Below are 22,501 nucleotides of genomic sequence, written 5' to 3' on the forward strand. Positions count from 1 at the left end.
AAAAAGCGCAGTACTTTAAATTTAAAGTACTGCGCTTTTTTATTGGTTATAAAGGGTCTTAGTTATTTTCTCTTTTTTGAATTTTTGAGGTGTTTTCAAATTTGTTAATAGTTATTTTAGGGTTACCGTATAAATAAAGCCCACTAGAACCAGATAAAGAAACCGTAATATTGTCTGTAATTTCTAGCGTCGCATCGCTTGAAGTTTCCGAAAAAAGATTACAGTTTTTTACAGTAAAATTTTTGCCGTTAAATTGTGAGTTATTATCTGTTCTTAAAAGTAAATCGTCACTATGTCCCTCAATTTTAGCGTTAGTACGTTGGTATAAATCGGCAACTAAAATTGGGGAATAAATTAAAGCTTCTAATTTACTGTAGCCATTTAAAACTATTTTGGTACTATCGGCAGTTAAATTAAGTTTAACTTTAGATTTATCTAGACTTTCAATATTAAAGTTGTTAGATTCTATAGTTAATGAAGCTTTAGAGTTTCCTATAGTTTTTAAACTGCCATTTTTTAATTCCATAGTAGCTAACGATAGTATTTCACTATTTTCTCTAGTTTCAATATGAGTTAAAAAATCATCATAGCTTACTTTTATATTTAACCTTTTTTTTGATACTATTCTTTTAGTTTTATTAAATGAAAGGACGCTATCTCTCACATTAAAAGTGATAAATTCATGAAGATTATCATCAGTTTCTATTTCGACTGAAGGTGTTTTACTGTATATAATTTCAATTTCGAAATCTTCATCAACAATAATAGTATGAAAAGCGTCTATTGGAGTTTGTGTTATGGTTACATTTCTGTTGCCTTTAACCTTTTCCATTTTTTGAGCTTGTACTAAAATACAGGCGCTAAATAAGAAAATAAAAGGAAGGGCTTTATTTTTCATTTTATTTTGGATTAATTGTTTTGATAAGCTGTATCAATTATTTAGACACATTAGAAGACCTAAAGTCACTAACAATTATTACTTATAAATTAAAAACCACCCCAAACTACAATTGTAGTTTAGAATGGTTTATAAATTGGTTGGCTATTTTGAGCTTGGTTGTTTCTTACTGTTTTATAACACTACCAGACGAACTCTTATTTTTATTTACTTTTTCTGGGTTTCCATAGTACTTTATATCGCCACCACTGGATGCGCTTGCAGTAAGTTCTTTTGAAGTGTTTACAGTAATATCTGCTCCACTTGTAGCTTTTACTTGACTTGATTCTGCAACTAGATTAGCTGCTTTAATATCGCTACCACTTGTAGCTTCAGCAATTAATCTTCCTGTTTTACCAGATAGTTTTAAATCGCTGCCACTGGTAGATTTGCACTCAAGCGTTGAAGTGCTAACCTCTAATTTCATATCGCTTCCACTGGTTGATTTTAATTTTAAATGATTTGCATTAATTGTATTTGTAGAATAAACATCGCTACCACTTGTTGAAGTTATTGCCGAAATATCTTTAAAGCTTAGCATTATTTTTTTTGAAGATGCTCTACCAATATTTTTACTTGTATGAATTTTTAAAACACCATCAACAACTTCGGTTAAAATAAGTTCATGAAGATTTTCATCAGCTTCAACAGTTATACTTTCACTGTTAGCTTGTGTTAAGTATACATCTAAACCTTCAGTAGCTTTAATAGCTGAAAATGATTCGGTGATATTTCGTTCTTCAATTTGCACATTACCATTACCACGAACTCCAGAGTTCATGTTAATATCAAAATTGCAGGAAAATAAAGTTAGGCTTAATATTGCAAGTAATGTGGCTACTATAATTTTTGTTAGTGTTGTCATAATTGTTTGTTTAGATTGATTTTATTTTTTATAATTCAAATATCTACAATGTTTAAATCAATATTTAACTTAAATATCCGAATTGTCGATTTTTAATGATGAGTTGTTTATTGGTTCTCTTTAGATTTTATTGAAATACCATCGCCATCAATGTTTACATTAATATCATCTCCATGGGCTTTTACTCCGTTTTTATCAATTTTTAAACTAGAGCTGTCTACAGTTACCTTTAAACCTTTTTCATTTATTTTTAAACTAGAATCTTCACCTTTCACATCAACATCTATTTTATAATCTTCTTCCTTTTCTTCAACAGGGCAGTTTAAGCACTCCGTTTTATCTTCTAGAATTCTCAAGTAATTGTTAGTGTTATGGTATGTAACAATAGTTCCTTTAGAATTATGATAGTAAAAAAACGTTTTCGAGTTTTCGTGGCATTTTATAACACTACCTTCAGGTAAATATAAAGTGAGTACTATCTCTTGATCGCTAAATTTATTACTAGAATCAGTTGTGAAATAAGAATCTAAAAGTAGCATATCATCTTTTAAAGCATAATTATAGTTTATGTTTTTGGCACGTTCTATAGCTTTTTCATAACTTCTACCATCTGCACTTCTATCAATACTTAAGGTAGCTAAAGAGTCTGTAGTAGATTTAACTATAATAGTAATGTCAGATGAGTAAATAGTTTTATCCCCATTTTCGTTATGAATAAGTTTAAACGATTCTCTATGTCTGTTTCCTCCATTATTATACAAATCGTTGCCTACCATTTTTAAATTTATAGTATCGTTTGCAGTAATTTGCAACTCCTTTTTTTCTATAACACGTTCATCAAAAGCATGTTCGCTAGCTTGTCTTACACCTACTACAACTAATCCGATAATAGAGATTAACCACACACCTAATAGTGTGAATTTTGCAATATTACCAATCGATTTTAAGTTGTTGATTAGAATCTTTAAACCTAAATAGAATAGGAAAAAGAATGGAATACCAATTGCAAAAAGTGTTAGAAGTGAAGCTAACCAAATAGGAGTGTTACCTGCATTAGCAATATTAGCATAGTCTAACCAAGGGATGTGTATTATATCTACCACACCAACTGAAAACAATGTAACTATTAAGGCGATAAGTGTCGTTGCACCTACTATCATTAATATAATACCAATAAACTTTGCAAATATTTTAAAGAAGAACATTATGACTTCTCCAATGGTATCAAAAAAAGTTCTTGACGACGATTTTATTTTATTGCCTTGTTTTTGAAAATCTACTTTTTTTGCAGCATCCGATACCGAATCTGTTACATTTTTGGCAACATCACTTACGGTTTCAGTTACATTTTCAAAGCCGTCTTTAATTTTTTTTTCGATGTTGCTAATGTTAACAGGTTCACCTGTCATCATTATTTTTTCCGAAGTCGTTTTAGCCTCAGGTACTAAAATCCAAAGTAATATGTATAATAGAATTCCTGTACCAGCACCAAATATTAAAATTATCCAAGCTAAACGTACCCATAGCACATCTATTCCAAAATAATGCCCTATTCCAGATGATACACCACCTATGTATGAGTTATCAGTATCTCTAAATAATTTTTTAGATGCTGTAGTTTTTCTTTTATAAGTCTGTTGAGGTTCATCTTCAAAAATCTCGTCATCTACCAGATAATCTTCAGGTTGCCCCATTATGGTAATCACTTCGTCTACTTCTTTAATACGTATAACTTGTTTATCGTTTTGCACACGTTCGTTAAAGAGTTCTGCTATACGAGCTTCAATGTCTGATATAATTTCAGAACGACCTTGAGAGTCTGTAAATGAACGTTTTATAGCCTCAAGATAGCGTTGCAATTTTAAGTATGCATCCTCATCTATATGAAAAAATATACCTGCTAAATTTATGTTGACTGTTTTATTCATTTTTTTGTTGTTTTTTGGCTTGTTACTATAGTTACTGCGTTGTGTAATTCGCTCCAGGTCGTGTTTAATTCTTTTAAAAACAATTTCCCTGTTTCTGTTAATCCGTAATATTTACGCGGTGGTCCAGAGGTAGATTCTTCCCATCTGTAATTTAAAAGACCTGCGTTTTTAAGTCGTGTTAGTAGTGGGTAAATTGTACCTTCTACAACAAGCAGCTTTGCGTCTTTAAGGGTGCCTAAAATCTCTGCTACATATGCATCGTCGTCTTTTAAGACTGATAGTATGCAGAATTCTAATACGCCTTTACGCATTTGTGCTTTTGTGTTTTCTATCTTCATATTCTAAAGCGTTTTAATATTATGAAACTGTTCATTTTTTGATTGATTTTTGATGATTTATTATTGATTAATTTTATTATTTTTTAATTCGGGCGTTACCCTCTGGGTCGGGCTTTTCGTTACAAGTCCTCGCTCGTGCCTCGCTGTGGGCTTTCCACTGCAATCCCTAACGCGGACTAATCTGCCTTTTTAGTGTGCAATGCATAGTCATAATGCTATTTTAAAAAGTTAATAGTTAACGGATAATGATATATTTCGCCATCTCTAGCTTTTAAACTTGCAATTACAATAAAAACAAGCTCTAAAATAAAACCTATAATAGCAAAAGCTCCTAGCGTACCGCCTATATAAAGTAGTGGTGATGGTTCTCCTATATTAATATGAAAATCATGAAACCCATTAAAATCTATAAAGTCTAAACCGCTAAAAATTTTAAAAATAAAAAACGGAATTGTAAGCGTTCCTAAAATAATAGCATATAATAAAATACTTATTTGAAAATTTATAGCCTGTTTGCCATGTGTATCTATAAACTCAGATTTATCTTTATTAGTAACCCATAATATTATAGGGCCAATAAAGTTTCCAAACGGTATTAAAAACCTACTAAAGGTTGATAAATGAATAAAAGTAGCGATGTTTTTTTGATGATTGTCTAACATGATTTTAAAACATATAATAGTTTCTTATGCAAATATATGTCTAAAAAAAGGTATTATGTTACGCATAGTACTAAAAATTAACAAAAATTTAACAAATTGATATGTCAATTATTTTCAATAATTTTGATTAAAATGAATTACAAAATGAAGTTAACACCTAGTAAAATAAATACATTCAACATTTTTAAGCTGCCAGCAGTTTTCTTAATGGGAGTTAGAGTTAAATCTATTAATAATAAAGCGTGTATAGTTACTGTAAAACATAGATGGATTAATCAAAACCCATTTAAATCTTTATTTTGGGCGGTACAAGGTATGGCTGCAGAACTTACAACAGGTGCTATTGTTATGGCTAAAATTCAAGAAAGTGGAAAAAAGGTTTCTATGTTAGTGACTTCCAATAATGCCACCTTTACTAAAAAGGCAACGGGCAGAATAACCTTTGTTTGTAACGATGGAGAACTAATAGATAAGGCGTTGCAAAAAACTATAGAAACTGGTGAAGGGCAAACCATTTGGATGAAATCTGTAGGAACTAACAAAGAAGGAGTAGTGGTTTCAACCTTTAATTTTGAGTGGAGTGTTAGAGTAAAGCAATAGGCATATAAGGTATATAACGTTTCACTTAGCGTCTTAGCAACTTTGCGAGATTTTTTTTGGAATTTAAAGGTTGAAATTTGTAACAAAATCCTAAACAAATCAACATATAAACAAATTAACAAAAAATAATAAAATGACAGCACACGAAGTAGATTATAGAATATATGGCGAAGAAATGCAATATGTAGAAATAGAACTTGACCCACAAGAAGGTGTAGTAGCCGAAGCGGGTAGTTTTATGATGATGGACGATGGTATTAAAATGGAAACCATTTTTGGCGATGGCTCTCAAAAAGACACAGGCTTTTTAGGGAAAATTTTAGGTGCTGGAAAACGTATACTAACTGGCGAAAGTTTATTTATGACAGCTTTTTATAATGATTTAGTTGGTAAACGCAATGTCTCTTTCGCATCACCGTATCCTGGGAAAATTATTCCGATTGATTTAACCGAATTTGGAGGTAAATTTATTTGTCAAAAAGATGCTTTTCTATGTGCAGCAAAAGGCGTTAGTGTAGGTATTGAGTTTTCAAAAAAATTAGGACGAGGTTTATTTGGTGGCGAAGGTTTTATTATGCAAAAGCTAGAAGGTGATGGTATGGCGTTTGTACATGCTGGCGGCACAATGGCTCGAAAAGAATTACAAGCCGGAGAAACACTTCGTGTAGATACAGGCTGTATTGTTGGTTTTGATCAAACAGTAGATTACGATATTGAGTTTGTAGGCGGTATTAAAAACACCATTTTTGGAGGTGAAGGTTTGTTTTTTGCTAAGCTACAAGGTCCAGGAACTGTTTATGTGCAATCGTTACCATTTAGTAGGTTAGCAGGACGTGTTTTAGCAAGTGCTCCGAGAGGTGGTGGTAAAGATAAAGGCGAGGGTAGTGTGCTTGGTGGTTTAGGCGATTTATTAGGTGGGGATAATAGATTTTAAGTGTTAAATTTTCTTTAATTTACCAAAAAAATACAATTTTTTATTAACTTTATATGTTTAATAAAATATACGAAGCTTATACAAAAATCTACTTTTAATTTAAACCAATAATCCTAATAGTAATTATGGCGAGAGCAATGCTAGAGTACACCAAAACAGTACTAAAAAAAGTAAGTTTTGATACGACGTTGTTTTGCAAAGAAGTACAAAAGGCAGTAAACCGATTGCTACCTTACGAGATTGAAGAGCTTAAACTTTTTATTCATTCTCTAGTGCAGCAGAACCCAGAATTAAATCAATGTTTAATTTATTTAAAAGTATAAAAAAGAAGCGACCATCGGTCGCTTTTTTAGTTCTATTTGTTTGAAGAAATTGGACTAATTATTTCTACATTTTGAAAAGCGATTGCACCACGAATAATGCCTGAGATAACGTCTTGTAAAGCTTCAATAATTTGCATTTTTAATTCGCTTTTGTGGTATATTAAACTAACTTCTCTTGCTGGAGTTGGTTCATTAAAATAGTGTAGGTTTTCTTTTTCTTTTTCTTTTATATCTAAAGTGTGTAAATAAGGTAAAAGCGTCATGCCTAAACCTTCGTTCGATAATTTTATAAGTGTTTCTATACTGCCACTTTCTAATTGAAATTGGTCATCTGTATGATTTTTAAAAGCTTTACAAAGATTAATTACGCCATCTCTAAAACAATGTCCGTCTTCAAGGAGTAACATATCACCAATATCTAAATCTGACACATTAATCTTTTTGTTGTTATATAAACGATGACCTTTAGGAATGTAACTTACAAAGGGCTCAAAATAAAGTACACGTTCTTTAATTATTTCGTTTTCAAGTGGCGTTGCAGCTATGGCTGCATCTAAATGACCTTCTGTAATACGCTCTATAATTTCTTCAGTTGTTAATTCTTCAATTTTAAGCTTTACTTTAGGGTGCTTTTTTATAAAAGATTTTAAAAACATGGGTAATAAAGTTGGCATAATAGTAGGGATAATTCCTAATTTAAACTCGCCACCAATAAACCCTTTTTGCTGATCTACAATATCTTGAATTCTATATGATTCGTTAACAATATTTCTAGCTTGATTAACAATTTTTCTACCAACTTCGGTAAGTTCAATGGGTTTTTTGCTTCTATCAAATATTTGAACTTCAAGCTGATCTTCAAGTTTTTGAATCTGCATACTTAGCGTGGGTTGTGTAACAAAACATTTTTCAGCAGCTTTGGTGAAGTTTTGATTTTCGGCTACAGCCAAAACGTAATATAATTGGGTAATTGTCATAAGTATCAATTTAGGCTATAAAAATATAAAAACTATCAATAAAACTTATAGAAACTACTGTTAATTATAAATTAATTTTGTTGTGAACAATAAAACAAACATAAAATGACACTCAATAGTTTAGGATTAGACACAAAAAAAACAAAAGAAATAGCAACAGATTTAAATCATTTACTTGCAAACTTTCAAATATATTATCAGAATTTAAGAGGTATTCATTGGAATATTAAAGGAAAACGTTTTTTTGATTTGCATGTAAAGTTTGAAGAGTTATACACAGATGCTAATATTAAAGTTGATGAAATAGCAGAAAGAGTATTAACATTAGGCGAAACTCCATTACATACTTTTGAGGATTATACCGCGGTTGCACAAGTTCCTGTTGGCAAGAATATATCTAAAGACGATTTATCGGTACGTTTAATCGTTGATTCTTTAACGGAACTTTTAAAAATTGAAAGATTAATTTTAGATAAGTCTGGTGATGCAAATGATGAAGGAACAAACTCTATGATGAGCGATTTTATTACCGAACAAGAAAAGACTATTTGGATGATGAATGCTTGGTTAGATGAGTAATTCCATTTTGCCAAAATTTTATGTTGATACTTAACATAGTCTCAATTTACAGAAATACTATTTTCATTTGGAAGTTTTTAATCTAGTTATTTTAGTATTAAATTTTATTTTCAATTTAGTTTTTGAAATGTAAGAATATAATTCTAAATTAGAATAATATTTTTATATTGTATGAAGAGAATAGTTTTAATCTTTTTTATAGTTTTTTCGTCTTTCAAGGTTTTTTCTCAATGGGTTCATACTGGAGGTCCATATGGAGGCTATACTAATGAGTTGGTTGAAGCAGGAACATTTTTAGTTCTTAACACTGGTAATGGAGGCATATATAGGTCTGCAAATAATGGAGATACATGGGAATGGAGTAGCTATGGGTTACCTTGTAATTATGGAGTTACTGCTCTTGTTGAGAATGAAGGAATATTATATGCTGCTATTGGTGTAAACGGCATATATAAGTCGTTAAATAATGGGTTATCATGGTCACCAACAAATATAGGAATAGAGGATAAGACATTTTATTCCTTGTTTGTAATTGGTGACAATATATATGCCGGAAATTCTGAAGGTGGCGTGTATTTCTCTCCTAATAGTGGAGAAAGTTGGCTAAATAAAAGTAATGGTATTTCAGATTTTAGAGCCCAGACATTCGAAGTGTTTAACTCCAAAGTTTATATAGGTGGCGCTACTTTTTCTTTAAGTCCATCAAGAGTTTTATATGAAACATCTGATGGTGGAGATACATGGACAAATGTTAGTGTTCCTAATATTGGGAGTAATGGTATAAGTTCAATGGTAGTAAAAAATAATATACTTTATGTTGGTAATGACAATACTGTTTATAAATCTACAGATCTTCTTTCTTGGAATAATACAACTATAAATAGCAATGCAACTATTGTTAATATGGGAGCAACTGCAACTGCTGTTTATGCAACAACATCCTTTGGACGATATTTTTATTCAGAGGATGATGGTGTAACGTGGAATTTGATTCAAAATATTAATGATAATACTTTTGCTAATCATTTATATTTTTCTGCAGATAAGATTATTATGAGTACTTATCGAGGGCTTTATAAGTCTACCAATATGGGACAGTCTTGGTCTGAAAGTAATGTTGGAATAGCAGCCCAACAAATTGAGTCTTTAAATTATAATAGTAATTATCTTTTTGCAGGTACAGATAATCAAGGAGTTTATAGAACTGCAGATGGAGGAGTAACTTGGTCAAATGTAAGTAATGGATTAAATGCTTTGAATTCACAAACTGTTACAGATATTGTTGTTGTAGGTGAAGATTTGTATTTAGCAACAGGAGGAGGAGTTTATTCCTCAACTGATGATGGGGCTAGTTGGGTTAGAAAATTTAACCCAGGAATTAATAAATCTGCTCAAGCACTTGATTATGATGACGGTGTTTTTGTAACAGCTGTTAACGGTAATGGAGTTTATATTTCTCAAGATATGGGTTCATCATGGGTTTTAGTAAATACTAATGGTATAAATATAGATACAAGTTACGAAAGTATAATTATTAAGGGTAATACCATTGTTGTTAGTACAGCTGATTCGGAAATATTTGTTTCAGAAGATTTAGGGAGTAACTGGAAAAACGTTTCTATTCCTATTGGTTTTTTTATTGCAAGTGATTTTGAATTTGAAAACAATAGATTATATGTTGCAACAACGCAGGGTTTATATTTCAGTGATAACTTAGGAAATAACTGGCAAAGGATTAGTTTTCCATTAGAAATTTATGATTTAATTATAGATTCTGATAAAATATATGTAGCAACAAGCTCAGGAATTTATGTAATTTCTGAAAATTATAATACCTGGGATTCACTTTGTGACGGTTTAGGGCTACAGTTTACAAATCAACTTTTAATAAAAGAAGATGTGATTTACGCTGGAACATATAACTCTGGGGTATGGAAACGTTTTAAAGTTGAAGGTGACTTACCTGTAGAAGAAGATGATTTAACTATTGGTAATAACATTATAAACTTATGCCCAAATAATTCGCCTGTAAATTTGTTTACAGAAATTGGATTATCTGAAGATATAGAAGGTCTATGGACACCTGAATTATCAAGTGGAACAGGAATATTTAATCCCTCAAGTGATTTAGCAGGTATTTATAAATTCACATACCTGAATGATATTTGTGGTTGTGAAGCTTATTCAAAAGTTCAAATTTCATTTAATGGTCTTGGAGCTGGGACTAGTAAGGATTTAGCTATTTGTAAGAGTAGTGAATCTATAGATTTAATAGAAAAACTAGGGGAAAATGTAGACCCAAATGGAATTTGGTACCCAAGTTTAATCAGTCAATCTAATATTTTTGACCCATTGCAAGACTCAGAAGGAAGCTATACCTATACTGTTCAAAATAATTGTGGAATATCTACAGCAGTATTGAATATATCTTTGTTTGATTCAGTTGAAACACCTGATTACAAAATAAATATTTCTGAATTCTCTAATTCTAATTCATTGAGTATTGATGTTAATTCTGGGTCTCAATATGAATATTCCCTCGATGGAATAAATTTTCAAATTTCTAACACTTTTTCTAATTTACCAGGAGGTAATTATACGGTTTACGGAAAAGAAATCAATGGTTGTGGTGAATTTCAAGAGGAGGTTTATATATTAAGTTACCCAAGATATTTTACTCCAAATGGAGATGGAGTTAACGATGTTTGGAATATTAAAGGTATTTCTGATAATAATTATGACCTGCTAATATTTGATAGATTTGGAAAGCTTTTAAAAACAATATATGGTGTAAATAATTATGGGTGGGATGGAGTTTTTAAAGGAAATCCATTACCTGCTACAGATTATTGGTTTAAAGTTTTATTTTATGATGGAAAACAGAAATTAGGGCATTTTGCTTTAAAAAGATAAATTTGATTAATGATGTTTTTATTATAAACAAGATGCAAAAACTAAAGTTTTCTTTATTAATAATTGCAATATTATTCTCTTGTAGAACAATTAAAAATGATGATTGGCAAGTATTATTTAATGGTAAAGATTTAAAGGGTTGGGTTACTAAAATACATCATCATGATTTTAATGACAACTACGCAAATACTTTTAGAGTAGTTGATAACAAAATACAAGTGAATTACGATGATTATGATAAGTTTAATGAGCGTTATGGTCATTTATTTTACAACAAACCATTTTCATCATATCATTTAAAATTTGAATATAAGTTTACCAATCAATGGCTGGAAGATGCACCTAGCTATACATACAGAAATAGTGGTATTATGTTCCATTCTCAAGACCCTAAAACAATTTTAAAAGAACAAGATTGGCCAATTTCAGTAGAGTATCAAACTTTAGCTGAAGAGTTAGAAGGGGATCCTAGACCAACTGGTAATATGTGTTCTCCGGGTACCGAGGTATTTTTTAATAACGAAATGGATCCACGACATTGTATTAGGTCTAGTTCTCAAACTTACAAGTGGGATGAGTGGGTTAAAGGAGATTTAATAGTTTATAAAGATTCTTTAGTTATACATAAAGTAAATGGAGAAGAAGTGCTTAGGTATACCAAACCACAAATAGGTGGTGGAGTTACAAATGGATTTAATCCCGATATTAAAACAGACGGAAAGTTACTTACCAGTGGATATATTGCCTTGCAATCTGAAGGGCAAGGTATTGAATTTAGAAATATTAAGATTAAAGAGTTCAATTAATCAACTAATTTCTCTATTATTTTGATTCCGAAATAATATTTAGTTGAGGATGAGTTTTTGATAATGCCTCAATTTTAGAAGAGGTAACCTTCGTTTTCCAAACATATAAATTTTTCAAAGTTTTTAATTCAGTTAAGTCTTTTAAACCCTCGTCAGTTATATATGTGTTATACAAGTTTATTATTTCTACGTTTTTTAGAACTTTTAAAGCTTTAAGACCTTCATCTGTAATTTTATTAGAATGAATATTTAACCTTGTTAGATTTTTTAATTGAGAAATAGATTTTAAATGCGAATCATTCAGATTGCAATTTTTTACTTTAAGCCATGTTATTTGTTCTTTAGCCGTTTCTAATGCCTTAATGTTTTCTTCAGAAATACTATCACCTTTATAAATAACAGAAATCATATTACTATTCTCTCCCATAAAATCAACTTCAAAATTGTTTTTTTCTAAACTGGAAATAGACTTAGTACTGAGCTCGTCGACTTTAACTTTTTCATAAAATGACTTTTCATTAAAATCTAAATTAAAATCTCTTTGCAAAATTCTAATAATATTTTTGTCTAATTCTTTTTCTTCCGAAAATTTAATTAAGCTATCTGCTCCTTTTTTCATCCACCATTCAATAATTTGAATTTCACCAAAAGTAAGCGGAGTTCCTCGAGGGGGCATAAATTTTTTATGTTCTTTAGGTAATGTTACTCTATTTAAAAACTCACTTTCAAGTGGTTTTTTCGTGTTAATTACTAATCCATTTTTACTGCCGTCAATGAGTTCTTTATAGTTGGTCAATAACAAGCCACCTTCTTTTTTGTTAGAGTTGTGACAACTAACACACTTGTCGTTTAGAATAGGTTGAATGATATCTTGAAACACAGAAATTGAATCTTCAGGTATTGTTTTAAAGTTTATTGTTTTGTCTTGTGATTTTGTGCCAGAAATTAGTTTAATAAAATTAGGAGCATAATGTGTTAAATAACTATCTCCATGTGTAAGACTGCCGCCTAAATGACCTGATACTGAAATTAAAACTAGTATAAATATAAGTGTCCATGAAAAAACTTTTTTGTTTAATTTAAACCTATTTGTTTTTAATAGCCAACCAAAAAATGACAGTATTGTAACAAAAACGCCAAGCCATTTATGCCAAAAAAGTGTATTGGGGTTATAATCACCTTGTAATGATAAAAGCCAGCCAATAGCAACAGATCCAATAGAAGCAATGGTACCCCAAAGTAGTGTAAAAGCAATTGCTGGATTTATATCGAACTTTTTATTTTTTATTGAAAAAAGTTGTAATAGTCCTGCCATAAACAAAAAGCCTATTGGTAAATGAACTATTAAAGGATGAAACCTGCCTAAAAATGTAATTAAATTGTCTTCCATTTTTTATGATAAAATATCTTTTACAACATTACCGCTAACATCAGTTAACCTGAATCTCCGTCCTTGGTGTTTATATATTAAGCGTTCATGGTCCACACCCATTAAATGTAATAGTGTTGCTTGAAAATCATGTACGTGTACTGGATTTTCAACTATATTGTACCCAAAATCGTCAGTAGCTCCATAAACCATTCCTTTTTTTACGCCAGCTCCAGCCATAAAAAGGGTAAAGCATTTTGGGTGATGATCTCTTCCGTAATTGGTTGCAGAAAGCGCACCTTGGGAGTAATTTGTTCTTCCAAATTCTCCACCCCAAATAACCAACGTGTCCTCTAACAACCCGCGTTGTTTTAAATCTTTAATTAATGCGGCTGTTGGTTGGTCTGTTTCTTTACATTGATTACGTAATTCTTCTGGTAATCCTCCATGATGATCCCAACCTTGATGGTAAAGTTGAATAAACTTTACATCACGCTCTACAAGTCTTCTTGCAAGTAAACAATTAGCAGCATAGGTTCCAGGAATTTTGCTGTCTGGTCCGTACATATCATAAATATGTTCAGGCTCACCTTCGGTATTCATAATTTCTGGTACCGAGGTTTGCATGCGGAATGCCATTTCATATTGAGACATACGTGCTTTAATTTCTGGGTCTTCTAACTTATTATACTGTAATTGTTGTAATTTATTAAGGTGGTCTAATTGATTTTTTCTACTTTCAGAGGAGATTCCTGGAGGATTTTGTAAAAATAGTACAGGGTCTTTTCCAGCCCTGAATTGTGTGCCTTGATGTTCAGATGGTAAGAATCCATTTCCCCATAATCGTGAATAAAGGGGTTGACCTTTTTTGTCTTTAGTAACTAAAACTACAAAATTTGGCAGGTTTTCATTATCAGAACCCAAACCATAGCTTATCCATGAACCAATTGATGGTCTTCCAGAAAACTGAGAACCTGTTTGCATAAAAGTAACGGCAGGGTCATGATTAATAGCTTCTGTGTACATGGATTTTACGAAACATAATTCATCCGATATTTCTGCTATATGAGGCATTCTATCACTTATCCAAGCACCACTTTGGCCATGTTGTTTAAATTTGAAAATAGAACCAGCTAGAGGGAATGATGTTTGTCCTGCTGTCATTCCTGTTAAACGCTGTCCATTCCTAATGCTTTCAGGTAATTCTTGCCCATTCATTTTTATTAATAAGGGCTTATAGTCAAATAAATCTAATTGAGATGGTGCACCACTTTGAAACAAATAAATAACACGCTTAACTTTTGGTGGAAAATGAGATTTTTCTAAGATAGGATCTCCGTTAGGCCCTAACAAGGTAGATGCTCCCATTTGCATAGGATTCATTAAAGAACTAAGCGCAACTGCTCCTAGACCCAATGATGTTTTATTGAGAAAGTCTCTTCGAGAATAATTTTTATTATGATTATTGCACATAAATTATCTTTTAGTATACATTTCGTCCATATTAAATAAGGTGTTTGCAACCATAGTCATAGCAGCGATTTCGCTAACTGGATATTCTTTTGGAATTTTATAATCTCCAACTGATAAATATTCTAAGGCTTTATCATTATTTTCTGTAAACTTGGATAATTCAACGGAATATAAATTACTCATTATTTCTAGTTCTTTATTACTTGGTTTTCTACTTAAGGTTAGTAAAAATCCAATTTCAAGTTGACTTTTTAATGAAACACCACCTTCTTTTTTCATGCGATAAGCAAGTGCTTTTGCTGTTTCTACAAATTGCGGATCATTCAGTAATGATAACGCCTGTAAAGGAGTATTCGTTTTTTCTCTGAATACAATGCAATTCTCTCTACCAGGCATATCAAAAATTTCCATGTATGGTGGAGGAGAGGTTCTTTTGTTAAAAGTGTACATGCTTTTTCTGTATTGCTTATCATCATGGTCTTGAACAAAATAGAGTAAGTCTTTAGAAAAATTTCCTTTTTCTATCCAAAGTCCTTTTGGTTGATAGGGTTTAGCACTTTTGCCTCCAACTTTAGTGTTTATCAGCCCGCTTGCTTTTAAAGCAATATCTCTAATAAACTCTGCCTGTAACCTGTAAGATGGTGCTCTAGCTAAAAGTAAATTGTCAGGGTCTAATTCTCGTAAGGACTTTGAGGTTTTTGATGATTGACCATACGTATTACTCATAACCATCTTTTTAATTAATTTACGTAAATCCCAACCAGATTCAATAAAATCTATTGCTAACCAATCTAATAATTTTGCATGAGTAGGAAGTGCGCCTTGATTTCCAAAATCGTTCATGGTAGTAACTAAACCTTGGCCGAAAATTAATTGCCAATATCGATTTACCGCTACTCTTGCTGCAAGTGGATTTTTAGAATCGAATAACCATTGGCTTAATCCTAATCTATCTTTAGAGTATTCATTGATATTCTCAGAAATATGAGTTGGAGTACCTCTTTCTACTTCTTGTCCGTAGTTATCATACTCACCTCTATGTAAAATATAAGTTTGTCGTTGCTTTGGCATTTCCTCCATTACCATAATTTCCTTAACAGTATCTAAGGCTTTTAGTTTATCATTTCTTAGCTCTTTTAAATTTGCAGATAGTTTTAAATAATTCTTTTCAAAAGGTTTATAAGCAAAATTATCTTGACTTGCTTTTGATTGTTGGTAAACATATGAAACTTGTTTAGTAGGTATTTCAAAATCGTAAATTGATAATTCGTCAATTTTCCCTTGAAAAATACCATTATCTCCTGTTTGTACTCTTAAAGATTTTCCTATTACCAAATTCTTTTTCGCATTTGGAATCATGCTTTTATACAACCGACTATACTCAATGCTTTGATTCACATCTTTTCCGTTTAGGTAAACATGTAGCCCATTAGCACTTTTAGATCCATCATATGTCATTAATATATGCGTCCATTTATTTAATGGAATGGTGTCTTTGGTTTTTATGTGAATATAGTTATTAGGTAAAGCACTTATTAAGCGCGATGATACTTGTCCGTTTGATTCTATGTAAAGATCCCAACCTCGGTAAAGTTCATGTTTAACACTAGAGTTTCCAATTACCGTCATAGTTTTTGTTGGAATCAGTTTGTCAATATAAACCCAAACCGATACAGAAAAAGCATCGGCAATTTGAAAAGGAGCTAAGCTTGTAATGTTTATTTGATCGTATTGATTATCAAAAATTGCTGATTTACCCTTTATTCCAGTATCTAAAGTTAATTTAGAACTAACTGTTGTTTTATTATTTCCATCTAAAATTTTCTTTTTCTTATTTGAAGAAATGCTCTCAAATGAGTGATGCAATACAGGTTTAGCTTTTTTAAATCGTTCTGAATTTTTAAAATCAGATTCAGAGAGGAAAGACTTTTTAAATTCTTTTTCTAAGATTTCTAAAGAATCAATTTTATACTGAATGCCATCGGTAATACTATCTAATTTATCGTCTGTTAAAAGCAATAATGGTCCAGAATTTCCATCGTTGCTAGTCATTCCTAATTCTTTTATATTGTTAAAGTAGGCAAACAATTGAAAATAATCTTTTTGAGTTATTGGGTCGAATTTATGGTCGTGGCATTTAGCACATTCCATAGTTAAACCCAAAAATGCAGTTCCAAAAGTATTTGTTCTATTAGTTACGTAATCAACTCTAAACTCTTCATCAATAGCACCACCTTCTGCTGTGGTTGGGTGATTTCTATTAAAGGCTGTTGCTAATTTTTGTCTCTTGGTAGCATTTGGTACTAAATCTCCTGCTAATTGTTCTGTAACAAACTCATTATAGGGTTTATTATTATAAAACGCATCAATTACCCAATCCCTCCATTGCCACATCATTCTTGCTCCATCTGCATGATATCCATGTGAATCACTATATCTTGCAACATCAAGCCACTCTAGGGTTAGCCTTTCTGCATGGTCTATAGAGTTTAGCATTGTATCAACTAATTTTTCATAAGCATTTGGATTTGTGTCATTTAAAAATGAATTTATTTCTTCAATAGTTGGAGGTATGCCTCTTAAGTCTAAAGAAAGTCTTCTTAATAATTGTTGCTTATTTGCTGGTTTATTGGGCTTTATTTTTTTCTCCTGAAGCTTAGCATAAATAAATTGATCAATTTCATTGGAAACTTCCCAAGGTAGCGAATCTGGTAATTCGGGAAGTTTGGGAGGAATAAAAGCCCAGTGCTTTTTCCATTCAGCACCTTGTTCAACCCATTTTATAAGAATGGCTTTTTCTCTTGGGTTTAACTCTAAATGAGCCTCTGGAGGAGGCATTAATAAATTGGGGTCTTTACTTAGTATACGTTTAATAGATTCACTTTTACTTAAACTTCCTGGTTTAAAAGCAAAATTGCCATTACTAGATTTTTTATAAAGACCTTCGGGTAAATCAAATCTTAAATCTGCTTCTCTAGCATTTTTGTCTGGTCCGTGACACGAGTAACATTTATCAGATAATATAGGTTTTACATCAATATTAAAATCAATATTATTTGGTAATTCTCGATATGGTATGTCTACGTATTCTGGTATGTTCTTCTTGCATCCTACAAATATTAGAAAAACAAAAGTCATAACTAGAATGATTTTAATACTTAGTAATTTACCAGTAAAAAAGGAAAGCATTTCAAGATAATTTAACAAAGCCAAATATATATATATATAATTAAAATTAAATTATGCTTTTTTGTTTAATTTTAATTAATTAAAGGTTATGTAAAGGTGTTTTTTAACTTTTATATAAAAGATTTTATTTTTGTTTATAACATTGATTCATATTTTATTAAGCCCAAATCAGGTATTAAAAAAGATATTACACCCAATTACACATTAAAATGAGCTAAAAAGGGTTTATATAATTTTTGATTATAAGCAATCGATTTTATGATTTCAATGTTTAAGTTATTATTAAAAAAATCATATAGTCATTGTTTTACGTTATCAAGGGTTTCGAACACATTGTTTTTGTAGTGTTATTCACCATGAATACCAAAGCGGGAGAGTTGTAAAAAGTTCAACCTTCCTTTTATGCTAATAAACAGCATGAAGACTTCCAGTAAAAAATCATATTGCCATTTATTTATCGGTTTCATTTTGTCAAGTATCGTTTTTATATGATATTTATACTGTGATTTCTCCTTGTAAATCAATGTAATAGTCTTTTGAGATAAACTATTAATTTATTGAATATCAAAGGGTTGGCTTGGTTTTTTAATTACTTTTTTCGGTTTGTTTTACTGATTTTCAATTGTTTAAATAAAATCTTAACGGACTATTGTAGAACATTAAGTTAAAAAGGCTACTAGGTTATTAATCAATCAATAATCTCAACATTTCTAATAAAGACGTTTTTATCAGGCCAATCTCCATCATCTGTTTCAACTGCAGCTATTTTGTCAACAACAGCCATCCCTTTAATTACTTTTCCAAATACAGTATAATCACCATTTAAAAAATGAGCTCCCCCTTTTTGGCAAACAATAAAAAACTCAAAAGGAGAGGCTAATTTGTGCGGATTATCAATTTCTCCACTTGGCATAGAAATAACACCGCGGTCGTGTTTAAACCCTTTTTTTGTATCTGTTGGTAGTAAATACTTTCCAATATCAGCTCGTTTTCTGGCGGTCTTTCTATCATCACTATTACCACCCTGAATTATAAAATTATCAATAACACGATAAAATTGTGTGCCATTAAAATATTTTTGCTTTGTTAAAAAAATAAAGTTAGAGCGGTGATACAAAGTTTCGTTGTACAATAAAATGTCAATAGTGCCAAAGTCTGTAGTAATACGCACTTTGTTTTCTTTATGCTTTTTGTTGTAATCTTGAAAAAAATACATTGCATTTTTATCATTTAGTTTAGGGTATTTGCGTTCTTGTTCTTCGGTAATTACAACAGGTTTAACTTTCTTTTTAGTTGAAGTTGTTTTAGGAGGCTCAGAAATATTTTTCTTTTTAGATTGTTTATCTTTACAATTCAAAAAAAGAAAAAAAACTAGAAGCAATAATTTAAAGTGCATTTTAATAATTTTAAAATCGATATCAAAAGTAAAGATTATACAAACATTAAACAATTTGAAAAAAAATGACTTGTTTTTTTGTGACAAGTGAATTGGAAATATATAATTACTCTTATGGCACTCATAAAAATAAATAAAGTACCAGTTGTATTATTAACTTTTATTAGCCTTTTTTTTACATCGTTAAACATTGCTCAATCTATGGAAACTATATATTTATGGGCTAACCAAGTGCCTAATGAAATAAATAAAAAACATGATGCCGTTAAAACTGAAAACACCAGTGGAAATGTAACTAGACTAACAAATGTAACTAACCCTGTTTTAGAAGTTTTTAAACCAGATACAACAACAAATAATGGGGCAGGTGTAATTATTTGCCCAGGTGGAGGCTATCATATTTTGGCAATTGATTTAGAAGGCTATGAAGTTGCTAAATGGCTAAATAAGTTGGGTTTTACAGCGTTTGTGTTGCAATACAGAGTGCCAGAAAATAGGCTAGGAGCTTTAAACGATATACAAAGAGCTATTAAAGTTGTTAGGAGCAAATCAAAATTATACAATATAAATCCAGATAAAATAGGTGTTTTGGGTTTTTCAGCTGGCGGAAGTTTAGCGGCAAGGGCTTCTACCAATTTTAATAACGAAACATATAGTAAATTTGATGAAATTGATAATGAATCGTGTAAACCAGATTTTGCAGTACTCGTATATCCAGCTTATTTAAATAATGGTAATAACAATACGATAACACCAGAATTAACAATAACTAACCAAACACCACCAATGTTTATTTTTGCGACTGCCGATGATGCTTATTCAAACAAAGGTTCTTTAGTGTTGTCAAAAGCACTTATGGATTCTAAAATACCTGTAGAACTTCATCTTTTGCCTTCAGGTGGTCATGGATACGGATTAAGAAAAGGAAATATAGCTGCAGAAACATGGCCGGTTTTGGTTGAAAAATGGCTTAAAAAAAGCATTTAATAATCGCTTTTATTTGTATGAATTTTGATAAATTTTTAAAATCTATATCAGCCATAGAAAATATACCGCTTCCAGCCGAAGCATCTCACCTTAAAATGGTACCACCATTTCGTAGGGAATTATTACGTCAACAAAAAAATGCTATTAAAAATGCTAAAGAAGCTGGTGTTATAGCTTTGTTTTATCCGAATAAAGACTTTAAAGCAACCCTAGTTTTAATTTTAAGAAAAACCTATAATGGTGTGCATTCAGCACAAGTAGGGTTTCCTGGCGGTAAGTTAGAACTTGAAGATAATTCGTTGCAAGATGCTGCAGTTAGGGAAACTTTTGAGGAAATAGGTGTGCCCATAAAAGATATAGAAGTTGTAAAAAAATTAACCCAAGTTTATATACCGCCAAGTAATTTTTATGTGCAATCGTTTATTGCGATTTCTTATAAAACGCCAAAATTTATTAAGCAAGAAGATGAAGTTGAAGCCATTATAGAAGTAGATTTACTACATTTTTTAGACGATAATCTACTTATTACAAAAAAAGTTTCAACATCCTATAGTGTTGATGTTGAGGTGCCTGCTTTTAAATTAAATAATTATACAGTTTGGGGAGCTACTGCAATGATACTTAGCGAAATTAAAGATATGTTAAAGCAAATCATGTAGTTTGCAAGATTTATTACATTTGTAGCAACTAACTAACCAATTGATTTGACGCGTGATTTATGGGATTATTTAAAAAAAATCCATTCGGACATATACTTTTTGTAAAAAAATGGCTTATTAGAATACTCGGAGTTATAACGCACAGACGTTTTAGAGGCTTCAATGAGTTACAAATAGAAGGCTCTGAAATTATTAAAGCCTTGCCAGATACAAACGTACTATTTATTTCAAATCATCAAACCTATTTTGCCGATGTGGTATCTATGTTTCATGTATTTAACGCGAGTTTAAGTGGTCGTGTAGACTCTATAAAAAATGTTGGCTATCTATGGAATCCTAAGCTCAACATTTATTATGTAGCAGCTAAAGAAACCATGAAATCGGGATTATTGCCAAAAATTCTAGCTTATGTAGGGTCTGTTAGTATAGAGCGGACTTGGAGAGCAGAAGGAAAAGATATTAATAGACAGGTTAAAATGAGTGATATCTCAAATATTGGAAAAGCACTCGATGATGGTTGGGTAATTACGTTTCCGCAAGGTACAACAACACCCTTTAAGCCTATTCGTAAAGGTACAGCGCATATCATTAAACGTTATAAACCTATTGTTGTACCTATTGTTATAGATGGGTTTAGAAGGTCTTTTGATAAAAAAGGATTGCGTATAAAAAAGAAAAATATACTTCAGAGTTTTGAAATAAAACAGCCTTTAGATATCGATTATGATAATGAGTCTATAAATGAGATTGTTGAAAAAATAGAATATGCTATCGAGCAACACCCGTCTTTTTTAAAAGTTATTTCTCAAAAAGAGTTAGAAGCTTTAGAAGCATTAAATAAAAAGCGTGAGTGGTAACTCTTAAATAGGTAAACTTGTTTGATTTTGAATGAAAGGGATAGTAAAAGCAAATACTGTTGATAAATATTTATGTTCTATTCGTTTTCAAATAGTAAAGCTAGTTGAGTCTAATTCTACAGTAATAGAATATGGTTGTGGGAACGGAGATTTACTCTTTAAACTGTCTGTAAAAATTAAAGAAGGAATTGGTGTCGATAAATCTAAACAACTAATATCATTTGCTAAAAATCAAGTAATTGAAAACCAAATAAAGAATCTTGAATTTAGATTATTAGATGTATTGCAAGATGCTTATTCGGTGCCAAAGATGGACTATTCTATAGTAAGTCTTCTATTTCATATTCTACCATGGGAAAAATCGGTTGAGTTAGTTGAAAAACTTATAGCGACATCAGAAACAATAATTATTTGTGGTTTCTGTAAACCAAATAACATAAAACAAAAAATACTTCTATGGTGCGACCAAAGATTCACAGGACATTATTCTAACTTTTTAAATTATAGTAGAAATGGATTCACAGAAGGACTACTGAATTCAATAAAGCATATAAAATATAATAAGATAGATACGTTTGATCCTGTTATTAAAATTTATAAAATTACAAAAGAGGACATTAATTAGATGCATTCAAGTTTAAACAAGCCTTTTTGTTTTTCTTCAAACACAGTTAATAACTCCTAATAAATCCCTTTTTAAAACCACACC

General features: G+C 31.0%; 20 protein-coding genes. 10 read left to right on the forward strand and 10 right to left on the reverse strand.

The genetic code is table 11. The annotated features are described in order from the left end of the window. Positions 1-58 precede the first annotated feature (58 nt). From L3X37_RS12700 to L3X37_RS12720, 5 genes are all read right to left on the reverse strand, one after another. Positions 59-898: a GIN domain-containing protein gene (locus L3X37_RS12700; RefSeq protein WP_237240551.1), complete on the reverse strand. Its 840-nt coding sequence runs from the start codon at positions 896-898 to the stop codon at positions 59-61. Between the two features lie 166 nt (positions 899-1,064). After that, entirely contained in the window at positions 1,065-1,802 is a 738-nt protein-coding gene (locus L3X37_RS12705) for a head GIN domain-containing protein (RefSeq protein ID WP_237240552.1), read from the reverse strand. Between the two features lie 107 nt (positions 1,803-1,909). Beyond that, the gene (locus tag L3X37_RS12710; protein WP_237240553.1) at positions 1,910-3,730 is read right to left on the reverse strand and encodes a PspC domain-containing protein; all 1,821 of its coding nucleotides are present in this window, start codon (positions 3,728-3,730) and stop codon (positions 1,910-1,912) included. Continuing rightward, on the reverse strand, positions 3,727-4,068 hold the full coding sequence (locus tag L3X37_RS12715) for a PadR family transcriptional regulator (protein ID WP_099564330.1): 342 nt from the start codon (positions 4,066-4,068) through the stop codon (positions 3,727-3,729). Before L3X37_RS12715 ends, L3X37_RS12710 begins: the two co-directional genes overlap by 4 nt. A gap of 215 nt (positions 4,069-4,283) precedes the next feature. Then, positions 4,284-4,730, reverse strand: coding sequence for a DUF4870 domain-containing protein (locus L3X37_RS12720; RefSeq protein WP_237240554.1), 447 nt, complete (start codon positions 4,728-4,730; stop codon positions 4,284-4,286). Between the two features lie 144 nt (positions 4,731-4,874). On the opposite strand from L3X37_RS12720, the gene L3X37_RS12725 reads away from it, so the two are divergent. The 3 genes from L3X37_RS12725 to L3X37_RS12735 all read left to right on the forward strand — a co-directional run bounded on the left by L3X37_RS12725 (position 4,875) and on the right by L3X37_RS12735 (position 6,587). Further along, the gene (locus tag L3X37_RS12725) at positions 4,875-5,330 is read left to right on the forward strand and encodes a DUF4442 domain-containing protein (protein WP_237240555.1); all 456 of its coding nucleotides are present in this window, start codon (positions 4,875-4,877) and stop codon (positions 5,328-5,330) included. Positions 5,331-5,463: 133 nt separating this feature from the next. Further along, complete coding sequence (locus L3X37_RS12730) at positions 5,464-6,264, forward strand: TIGR00266 family protein (protein ID WP_237240556.1); 801 nt, start codon at positions 5,464-5,466, stop codon at positions 6,262-6,264. 125 nt (positions 6,265-6,389) lie between these two features. Continuing rightward, on the forward strand, positions 6,390-6,587 hold the full coding sequence (locus tag L3X37_RS12735) for a hypothetical protein (RefSeq protein WP_237240557.1): 198 nt from the start codon (positions 6,390-6,392) through the stop codon (positions 6,585-6,587). Between the two features lie 32 nt (positions 6,588-6,619). On the opposite strand, the gene L3X37_RS12740 is transcribed toward L3X37_RS12735, so the two are convergent. Beyond that, positions 6,620-7,564 (reverse strand): LysR substrate-binding domain-containing protein, encoded by a 945-nt coding sequence (locus L3X37_RS12740; RefSeq protein WP_237240558.1) that lies wholly within the window; start codon positions 7,562-7,564, stop codon positions 6,620-6,622. A 105-nt stretch (positions 7,565-7,669) separates the two neighbouring features. Between L3X37_RS12740 and L3X37_RS12745 the strand changes: the two genes are divergently transcribed. From L3X37_RS12745 to L3X37_RS12755, 3 genes are all read left to right on the forward strand, one after another. Continuing rightward, positions 7,670-8,143: a Dps family protein gene (locus tag L3X37_RS12745; RefSeq protein WP_237240559.1), complete on the forward strand. Its 474-nt coding sequence runs from the start codon at positions 7,670-7,672 to the stop codon at positions 8,141-8,143. A 171-nt stretch (positions 8,144-8,314) separates the two neighbouring features. After that, on the forward strand, positions 8,315-11,056 hold the full coding sequence (locus tag L3X37_RS12750) for a T9SS type B sorting domain-containing protein (RefSeq protein ID WP_237240560.1): 2,742 nt from the start codon (positions 8,315-8,317) through the stop codon (positions 11,054-11,056). Positions 11,057-11,088: 32 nt separating this feature from the next. Further along, on the forward strand, positions 11,089-11,862 hold the full coding sequence (locus L3X37_RS12755; RefSeq protein WP_237240561.1) for a 3-keto-disaccharide hydrolase: 774 nt from the start codon (positions 11,089-11,091) through the stop codon (positions 11,860-11,862). A gap of 16 nt (positions 11,863-11,878) precedes the next feature. Here L3X37_RS12755 and L3X37_RS12760 read toward each other — a convergent pair whose 3' ends face one another. The 4 genes from L3X37_RS12760 to L3X37_RS12775 all read right to left on the reverse strand — a co-directional run bounded on the left by L3X37_RS12760 (position 11,879) and on the right by L3X37_RS12775 (position 19,289). Next, positions 11,879-13,252, reverse strand: a complete 1,374-nt coding sequence (locus L3X37_RS12760; RefSeq protein WP_237240562.1) for a DUF2231 domain-containing protein — start codon at positions 13,250-13,252, stop codon at positions 11,879-11,881. A gap of 3 nt (positions 13,253-13,255) precedes the next feature. Then, complete coding sequence (locus L3X37_RS12765) at positions 13,256-14,704, reverse strand: DUF1501 domain-containing protein (protein ID WP_237240563.1); 1,449 nt, start codon at positions 14,702-14,704, stop codon at positions 13,256-13,258. Positions 14,705-14,707: 3 nt separating this feature from the next. Continuing rightward, positions 14,708-17,842, reverse strand: coding sequence for a DUF1553 domain-containing protein (locus tag L3X37_RS12770; protein WP_237240564.1), 3,135 nt, complete (start codon positions 17,840-17,842; stop codon positions 14,708-14,710). 739 nt (positions 17,843-18,581) lie between these two features. Next, positions 18,582-19,289 (reverse strand): peptidylprolyl isomerase, encoded by a 708-nt coding sequence (locus tag L3X37_RS12775; RefSeq protein ID WP_237240565.1) that lies wholly within the window; start codon positions 19,287-19,289, stop codon positions 18,582-18,584. Between the two features lie 114 nt (positions 19,290-19,403). On the opposite strand from L3X37_RS12775, the gene L3X37_RS12780 reads away from it, so the two are divergent. The 4 genes from L3X37_RS12780 to L3X37_RS12795 are packed head-to-tail and all read left to right on the forward strand — an operon-like array spanning position 19,404 to position 22,417. Further along, positions 19,404-20,276, forward strand: a complete 873-nt coding sequence (locus L3X37_RS12780) for an alpha/beta hydrolase (protein WP_237240566.1) — start codon at positions 19,404-19,406, stop codon at positions 20,274-20,276. Between the two features lie 17 nt (positions 20,277-20,293). Further along, complete coding sequence (locus L3X37_RS12785) at positions 20,294-20,935, forward strand: NUDIX hydrolase (protein ID WP_237240567.1); 642 nt, start codon at positions 20,294-20,296, stop codon at positions 20,933-20,935. Between the two features lie 59 nt (positions 20,936-20,994). Beyond that, complete coding sequence (locus L3X37_RS12790) at positions 20,995-21,792, forward strand: lysophospholipid acyltransferase family protein (RefSeq protein WP_237240568.1); 798 nt, start codon at positions 20,995-20,997, stop codon at positions 21,790-21,792. 31 nt (positions 21,793-21,823) lie between these two features. Beyond that, positions 21,824-22,417: a class I SAM-dependent methyltransferase gene (locus L3X37_RS12795; protein ID WP_237240569.1), complete on the forward strand. Its 594-nt coding sequence runs from the start codon at positions 21,824-21,826 to the stop codon at positions 22,415-22,417. Positions 22,418-22,501 lie beyond the last annotated feature (84 nt).

Source organism: Wocania arenilitoris (genome assembly GCF_021728535.1).
GTDB lineage: Bacteria > Bacteroidota > Bacteroidia > Flavobacteriales > Flavobacteriaceae > Wocania_A > Wocania_A arenilitoris.